Raw genomic sequence first — 8,794 nt, forward strand, 5'->3', positions numbered from 1 at the left:
AAAAATATCATTTTCCGATCTTATTTTTTTACTTTTATATTCCTTCATTTTTGTGTGAGCGGTGAAAAGAGTGAGCAATCAAGGAGACGTTTTCTGCTTTGTTATTGTTTGTCCGTAGATTTCATTATCAATAACCATATAGGATAAGCTTATGGGAGATGGCTTTTCAATTCGAAATGAAAAGGTTTTTGAAGCCGCATTAAGAGCTTTAAAAAGCCATGCTGCAAAGGATAGGGTCTATGATATTCGTAGGCATTTTGTAGAGGATGGTCAGCGTTTTTCCCATTTTTCTCTCAGATTTGATGATCTTCTTTTTGACTTTTCAAAATGTGGTGTAACATTTAAAACGTTGCAACTTCTAGATGATTTAGCTGTCGCAGCAGATGTATTAGGCCGACGTGATGCAATGTTTTCGGGTCAAGCTATTAATACAACCGAAAAGCGCTCTGTTCTTCATATTGCATTACGTTTACCTGCTGACGAAATTTTCATGCTGGGTGGCCATAATCTTATTCCCGATATTCAAGACGTCCTTCAAGATATGGAAAGATTTTCTGAAAAGGTACGTGATGGCTGCTATAAGGGGCATGGTGGTGAGAAGATAACCGATATTGTAAATATTGGTATTGGTGGTTCTGATCTTGGACCGGCGATGGTTACACGTGCATTAAAACCTTATCATGATGGTCCCCATTGCCATTTTGTTTCTAATGCGGATAGTGCAGATATTTTTGATGTTCTCTCTGTTTTGAATCCAGCAACAACGCTATTTGTCATTGCTTCTAAAACTTTTACAACGGCTGAAACAATGGCAAATGCTCAAGTTGCCCGTCAGTGGATTTGTTCATATTTAGGGGAAGAAGCTCTCCACACGCATTTTGTTGCTGTTTCGAGTGCACTTGATAAAGTAGAGGAGTTTGGCATAGATTCTTCGAGAGTTTTTCGATTTTGGGATTGGGTTGGAGGCCGTTATTCAATTTGGTCAGCTATTGGTCTTGTTGTGATGTTTGCAATAGGGGGGCATAATTTTCGTCAATTTCTCCAAGGCGCTCTGCAAATGGACCAACATTTTAAAACCATGCCTTTGCATAAAAATATTCCTATTCGATTTGCTCTTTTAGGTTTCTGGCATCGTGTTATTTGTGGTTATTCATCACGTGCTGTAATTCCCTATGCACAGCGTTTAGCGCATTTTCCAACTTATTTACAACAACTTGATATGGAATCAAACGGGAAGCAAGTCTCGCTGGATGGCAAACCATTAAATTTTTCAAGTGGTCCAGTTGTTTGGGGTGATTCAGGGACCAATGGTCAACATGCTTTTTTTCAACTTCTGCATCAAGGAACCGATGTTATTCCTGTAGAATTTATTTTATTTATCAAAGGGCATGAGCAAAATTTATGTCCTATGCATGATATGTTGGTAGCAAACTGCTTAGCGCAATCCAAAGCCTTAATGAAAGGACGCAGTGTTGAGGAAACACGGCATATTCTTTTAAAGAATGGCACTGATGCGTGTGAGGCAGATAATTTAGCACTTCATAGAAGCTTTGCAGGAAACCGCCCTAGTATTACGTTGATTCAAGATTTATTGACACCTTTTGCGCTCGGTCGTCTCATCGCACTTTATGAGCATCGTATTTTTGTCGAAGGTATTTTAATGGACATTAATTCATTTGATCAATGGGGTGTTGAGCTTGGTAAAGAATTAGCAGATGAATTATTACCAATACTTCGCGGAGAAAATAAAGCAGATAAACGCGATAGCTCGACATTAGGGTTGTTAGCACATATTCAGGCAAGACGTGCAAAATAATACAGAACCCATTGTGCATTATCATCTTTACACCTATGAATGAGGGTGCAAGGTAACAGCATCATCATTCTGTTTGCGTGCTCAAAATTTTGCGATAATCTTTGTCTTTAGATAGTCTACAAAAAGCATTTTTATTTTTTTAATAGTTCTTATTCTCTTTGCTTATGAGGAACAAAAAAACAATACTGATTGATTCAAGATAAATAAGCAAATTTCAAATAAGAAAAATTTTAAATATTCGAGATTTTTATTCAACATACGGAAAGATAAATTACCATTATAAATCAATAGATTGTCTAAATATAATTTGAAAGTATTTCTTTATTATGTGCAAAAGAGATTTATGAAAAAATAATGTGTGATAACCCGCTATTTTACGTACATCTATCGTTGAGCTATTGTTTGTTAGATTGAATCTTAACAGCAGAAAATTAAAAAACGAGACATCATAAAAATTAAAATCTGTTGAACCTATCACACCAGCTGCTGATTATAAGGTTGACAAAATCAGGTTAGAGAAGACTATGGAATAGCGGCTTCGAGCAATAAACGCCTAAAAACAGATCAATAGAGCACACTGCGAACGGAAATATCACAAACTCTTGTTGAAATATCCTCTAATAGGTATATTGTGTCAAGCAACAGCTACTAAATCATGGAGGATTTATGAGTAATATTTCTACTTATCCTGTTACCCCAAACCTACAGTTAGTATACGTATCAAACGTAGAGTATTCTACTGCTTTTTACAAATTCATCTTTAAGAAAGAGCCTGTATTTATTTCGCCACGCTATGTTGCATTTGCTTCTTCGGGTGATGCACTCTTTGCACTTTGGTCTGGGGGGATGCGCCTGAGGAAAATGTGCCTCGTTTTTCAGAAATTGGTATTATGTTGTCTACAGGAGAAGATGTAGATAAGCTTTATGCGGAATGGCAAGAGCAAACCACCGTTGAGATAAATGTCTTGAAGGAACCATATACTGACATATTTGGACGTACCTTCCTCATCAAAGATCCCGACGGCCACATTATTCGTGTTTGTCCACTAGATTAAATTGAAGTACAATTCGGTCAACTTGACCGAATTCTTCAAAATTTCTTTTATTTTTTAATAACGTGCCAGAAATCCAAAAAAACTTTGAAAAGAATAACATTGATACAAAACTAGGTGTCAAAATATACAAAATCTGCTGACAAGCTACAGAAAAGCTACATGCATTAAAAATATTTAAAAAAGATGCTTTATTGAGCGCTTTGGCGGAGAGAGAGGGATTTGAACCCTCGATAGAGTCACCCCTATGCCGCATTTCGAGTGCGGTGCTTTCAACCACTCAGCCACCTCTCCATATGAAGTGCGGCAAAAATCCGCACTATTTGAGTTAAGTATAGTATATGACGGGTAGATAACCTTCAATTGTTTTTGGTACAACCTTTTTTTATTTTTTATGGGACTTTATTGACAGAGAATAGAAATTCATTCATATAGGCAGAATATGAGCGTGGGGAAATCTGCGCATATTTTTGTTGAGGAAGGTTTTATCCTCCTTTAACAGTGGTTACGACTGATAAAAAGCAGCCTATTTTCCCTTATTTCAAGGTAGAAATTAAATAAAAGCTGGAGTGAACGGAAGGATAAAAAATGTTCGCAGTCATTAAAACCGGTGGTAAGCAATACCGCATTGTTGCTAACCAAGTGGTAAAAGTTGAAAAAGTTAGTGGAAATGCGGGTGATGTTGTTGAATTCAATGATATCTTGATGGTTGGGCAAGAAGGTAATGCGGTTATTGGGACGCCTGTTGTTGCTGATGCACTGGTGACGGCTGAGATTTTAGAACAGGCACGTGGGCGCAAGGTTATCGCATTTAAGAAACGCCGCCGTCAGAATTCTAAACGCACGCGTGGTCATCGTCAAGAATTTACAACAGTGCGTGTTTTAGAAATTTTAATGGGTGGTTCAACGTCTAAAAAAGCAGTTACAAAACCCGTAAAAGAGGAAACAATGGCAGCAAAAAAAACAGAAAATGCCACTGTTGAGAAGAAAGCTGAGAAAACAGTTGAAAAAAAGGCTGCATCGCAGAAGAAAGCGGCTGTATCATCAAAAAGTAAGAAAGATTAAAGGAGAGCGTCTATGGCACATAAAAAAGCTGGTGGTTCCTCGCGTAATGGTCGCGATTCAGAATCGAAACGTCTAGGCGTTAAAAAATTTGGTGGTGAAACCGTTATTGCTGGGAATATTATCATCCGTCAGCGTGGTACACGTTGGCATGCTGGTGACAATGTCGGCATGGGAAAAGATCATACGCTTTTTGCTTTATCAAAAGGAAAGGTTTCTTTTCAACGGAAAGCGGGTAACCGTTCCTATGTTTCAGTTATCCCTATGGTGGAGGCAGCGGAGTAATCTGTAGCATTTTCTCTAGCAATCAATTGGGATTTCATTATATTTTGGAATTTCATTGAATTGCAGTTGTAGTTTTTAAGCAATAAGCATTAAAAGGGAAAGATAACATTCTATCTTTCCCTTTTTGCGTTGGTACTATGATGAATCTAGAAAGTATACGAAAAACGAAAAAGGTAGAATTGGGTAAATGAATTTTTTCCATGAGAGAAAAATTTGTGCTGCGTTGTGTTTGCATTGAAGGTATTGATATTATGATGTAATTTGTTGATAAATTTGTATGTGATAAAAGTGAGAAGAATTTACTTTCTTTTTATGCATGAAGAAGTGCTGAGTGATTTTTTATAAAAGAGGCAATTTGTTTTTGGAAAATTATTGAGAAATTTAATACAATCATTTTGATAAAGATGAATCTTTTCATAGGCCGTGTGCTGGTGATGGGGCAGGTGGGATCGTTCTTTTAAAAAAGAAGGAATAAAAATCCATAAGATTAAATGATTAAAGCTGCTATAAAGAGAATATGTATTAAAGCGCTCCAGTCAATCGAGAGTGAAATTATATTTTGAAGGAGGATTGAAGATATAAAAACAGCCGATGTGCAATCAGCTATCTTCGAGAGTATTTAGTTCTAATTTCACTCTTTATTGTAAAAATAAATCAGCATAAGGGGTAAGGTTAAGGCCGTAATTATTTTTAAGTTTTGTACTTTATTTATCTCATTTGTAGAAATGTCTAGAAAGTAAGATTATCTATAGAGTTTTTCTTAGTTTTATTGCTTTATGATGGTGTTTAGAGGATGTGCGTTCTTTGCAAATGCGTATCAGAGAGTATTATGTGTTTGCGATATTGATTGAAGCAAAGGATTAGCTTAAAATATATCAATATCATATAATTGATGGATGAGTATCGTAGGGTGAGCGCACAGAATTTAAAAATAGTAAGTTGCATGAGACAATTTTTGATGATGTAATAAATTGATAAGAGGGACACAGAAAGTTAAATCAACTTGAAGGAAGAGTCAAAATGTTAGCTGAGTTACAAATGATTGAGGAGAATGCTTTCTTAAAGGGAGAATAATGGCAAGTTATGTTGAATAACTTTGGCTGAAGAGAGCGTTTTAAAACATAGTTTTTCAGGTGATTAGGGCTGTAAAATTTGAGGTTTTGTCTTTGTAAAGTAAAAGTTAAGAGTTAGATTTGCTTATGATGGTTTAAGCTACCCGCGGGATTATAATATCCAATTATTTTATCGGTTTATTGAGGTATTTAAGCACCTCAGTTAGCTCTATTGAATTGCGTAAAACAAAAGGCCACGATGTTGTGCACATCTTGTATTTTTAAAAATGTGGCTTTGAAGTGAAACTTATCAGGGGCACTTGTATTCAAATGTGAGGTAGTTTGAATTCATGATGGGATTTGAGAAAGCAGAAGCAATGAATATAGATTTTACTGAGAGTGAAATCTTGTCTATGAAATCTATACAACTTGCCGCTGCTTTTAATCATAAAAATGATGCGATTTATGCTGCTGCTGAGTTACTTGTACAGGTTGGCGCAGTTGACAAATGCTATCTGGAAAGCATGCTTGCACGTGAAGAAATAACGAATACTTGGCTTGGGAATGGCATAGCCATTCCTCATGGCTTTGTTGAAAATTGTGATTTAATCATCAAAGATGCTGTTGCTGTTATACAGGTTCCTGCAGGTGTTGAGTGGCAGGATGGAAAGAAAGCACATTTGATTATTGCCATTGCAGCGTGTCCAGATCTTTATAGAGAAATTTGCAAAAAATTGACGTCTCTTTTATTTGATAAAAAACAACTTGAAGTACTTGCGACAACTACAGACAAACGGCAAATTGTTACAACTTTGTTTTATCAGGATATAAAGAAAGAAAAAACTTTTATTGGTGATCTTTCGATGTGTCAGGAATGGACTTTAGATTATCCAAGTGGTCTACATGCACGACCAGCTTCTCTTTGGGTTGATTTTGCAAAAAGGATTAAAAACTCTATCAGAGTTCGCCATGGTCAATATGCCGTTGAAATGAAAAATTTGGTTGGTTTATTGCAATTAGGCGCAAAAAACGGTGATGTTCTGATTTTTTCTACAGATGCTGCAGAAGGAGCACAACTTCTTCAGGATGCCATTTCTGTTGTAAAGAAAGTAAGTATTAGTGAAAAATGCATGGTGAGAGAGATGGAATCTCATACAAAGACTTTGCATGGTTGGTATCCACGTTCCATGCAAAAAGGCATTTCTGGTGTTGGAGCAAGTTCGGGGTTAGCATTTGGTAAGATTTTTGTTCTAAGGCAAAATGATATTTCCATAATAGACCAGCCAATTGATTTTGCAGTTGGTGCGGCATGTCTTGAAAATGCTCTTACAAAAACAAAACATAAATTGGCATCGGTGATTTCTGATATTACAGTGCGTATGGGAGCGGATTCTGCTGCGATTTTTTCTGCGCAAATGGTTTTGCTTGAAGATGAAAATCTGATAGCTCAAGCTTGTCGTTTTATAGCAGAAGGTCATGGTGTTGCTTGGTCTTGGGATAGAGCGGTTCGGCAATTTTCAGATATGTTTTCTAAGGTGGATAATCCTTTGTTAGCAGCACGTGCGGTTAATTTAATTGATGTTGGTCGTCGTGTTTTAGGTGAAATAAATCCATCCTATAGGTCCCTCTTTTTAAATGATATTCCAAGTGGTGTTATTCTGGTTACAAATGATCTTTCTCCTTCTGATGTTACACAACTTGATAGTACAAAAGTAAAAGGATTAGTAACAGCATGGGGAGGTCCACTCTCTCATACAGCTATTTTAGCGCGTACTCTTGGTATTCCAATGGTTGTTGCTGTAGGTGATGATATTTTAGCGGTTCAGTCTGATATTCAAGCTATTATTGATGGTGATAACGGATTCATTTATTTTAATCCTATGCTTGAAGATATTGAAGATGCTCAAAGACATATTGATAGTGTTGCGCAAAAACGTGTTAGTGAGATAAGTGCGTCTCGATTACCATTGCAAACGACAGATGGTCAAAGAATTCGTATCATGGCTAATGCCAATTATGCAAATCAGGTTCCTGTTGCGTTTGATTTGGGGGCTGAAGGTATCGGACTCATGCGCACAGAATTTTTATTTTTAGAGAATCCACATATTCCGGATGAAGAGACCCAATTTGATATATATCGGGCGATGATTGCAGCTGTAGGAGATAAGCCATTAATTATTCGTGCACTCGATATTGGTGGGGATAAACAGGTTACGCATTTACATTTATCTAAAGAAGATAATCCTTTTTTAGGTGTTAGAGGAACGCGGCTTTTGTTACGTCGGCGTGATCTTTTGGTTCCTCAATTACGTGCTTTGTATCGGGCAGCAAAAGAGGGCGGAGATCTATGGATTGTGTTTCCAATGGTGATGTCTGTCTCAGAGATTGTTACCATAAAAAAGATTGCAGAAGAAATCCGCAATGATATTGATGCACCTAAATTAAAACTTGGTATTATGATCGAAGTTCCAGCAGCGGCTATTATGGCAGATGTGTTGAGCGCCCATGTTGATTTTTTCTCAATTGGAACCAACGATTTAACACAGTATACAATGGCTGTTGATCGGCAAAATCCATACCTTGTGTCTGAAGCGGATAGCCTTGATCCAGCGGTTTTGCGTATGATTTATCAGACTATTCGGGGAGCAGCACAACATGAATGTTGGGTTAGTGTATGTGGGGGTGTCGCTGGAGATCCTTTTGGTGCGATGATTTTGACTGGATTGGGAATTAATGAGCTTTCTATGATATCTTGCGATATTTCTCCAGTAAAGGCGTGTTTGCAGACTCATAGTTTCGAAGAGATGAAAATTTTAGCACAAAAAGCACTACAATGTGAAACTGCACGGGCTGTACGCGCTCTGAGCAAGGATATACAGTGGTAAGAACGTGGAGAGAAAAAACACACTCATTGTGTAAGGTTTTAGATCTTTAGTATTGTGACTCATTATCTTTTAGAGCAATTATAGGCAACATATTTATAGTGATAAATTGTCATTAATAAATTAAAACTTATTGCCTATGAAGTGAAACATAAAAGTGATGAGCAGATAGATCTCATTTTAAGAGAAAGCAATTTTAAATCAGATTTGTCATGGTTAAGAATCCTCATTCTTGGGGGAGGGGAGGAGGTTGAAAATGATTTTTATTAAAATGAAATTCATATTGTTTTTATTCTATTTATTGTTGGTATAATCAGTGTGAATAGGCGAGAGATGTTTAATTATTTCATTTTGAAGCAAATATAGATCGTTTACCAATTTAAGAGCAGTGTTTTTTCATAAAGCAGAAGGTGTGTAAGTGAGCATGAAAATTTATGAGTGGGGATAAACTTTTTATTCCCATTCTTGCATTATACATAACTATCCACGGAAAAAGTTTTTTCTTAAAAAGGCAAGATATTGATTTATAATGATAATCTAGCGTTATTCATATTGAATGAGAGTCCCGAATAACGCAAGATTCTCTCATTTCAAATCTGCTTATCTTGAATCAATCAAAACCACACCTTTGCACGTCACAAGCGG

Annotated in this window: 4 protein-coding genes and 1 tRNA gene; 4 read left to right on the forward strand and 1 reads right to left on the reverse strand. The window is 36.7% G+C overall.

What is annotated here, in order from left to right; genetic code table 11:
• Positions 1-151 precede the first annotated feature (151 nt).
• Positions 152-1,816 (forward strand): glucose-6-phosphate isomerase, encoded by a 1,665-nt coding sequence (gene pgi / locus PVV65_RS00865; protein ID WP_273788855.1) that lies wholly within the window; start codon positions 152-154, stop codon positions 1,814-1,816.
• A 1,256-nt stretch (positions 1,817-3,072) separates the two neighbouring features.
• On the opposite strand, the gene PVV65_RS00870 is transcribed toward pgi, so the two are convergent.
• Positions 3,073-3,162 (reverse strand) — tRNA-Ser (locus PVV65_RS00870).
• A gap of 294 nt (positions 3,163-3,456) precedes the next feature.
• On the opposite strand from PVV65_RS00870, the gene rplU reads away from it, so the two are divergent.
• The 3 genes from rplU to ptsP all read left to right on the forward strand — a co-directional run bounded on the left by rplU (position 3,457) and on the right by ptsP (position 8,152).
• A complete protein-coding gene (gene rplU, locus PVV65_RS00875; RefSeq protein WP_273788856.1) occupies positions 3,457-3,933 on the forward strand; it encodes a 50S ribosomal protein L21 in 477 nt (158 codons plus the stop codon).
• Between the two features lie 12 nt (positions 3,934-3,945).
• On the forward strand, positions 3,946-4,215 hold the full coding sequence (gene rpmA / locus PVV65_RS00880; protein ID WP_273753844.1) for a 50S ribosomal protein L27: 270 nt from the start codon (positions 3,946-3,948) through the stop codon (positions 4,213-4,215).
• 1,402 nt (positions 4,216-5,617) lie between these two features.
• Positions 5,618-8,152 carry a phosphoenolpyruvate--protein phosphotransferase gene (ptsP, locus tag PVV65_RS00885; protein WP_273788857.1) on the forward strand — a complete coding sequence of 845 codons (2,535 nt, stop codon included), beginning with the start codon at positions 5,618-5,620 and terminating at the stop codon, positions 8,150-8,152.
• Positions 8,153-8,794: the final 642 nt, after the last annotated feature.

The sequence above is a fragment of the Bartonella sp. ML70XJBT genome (assembly GCF_028618425.1).
GTDB lineage: Bacteria > Pseudomonadota > Alphaproteobacteria > Rhizobiales > Rhizobiaceae > Bartonella.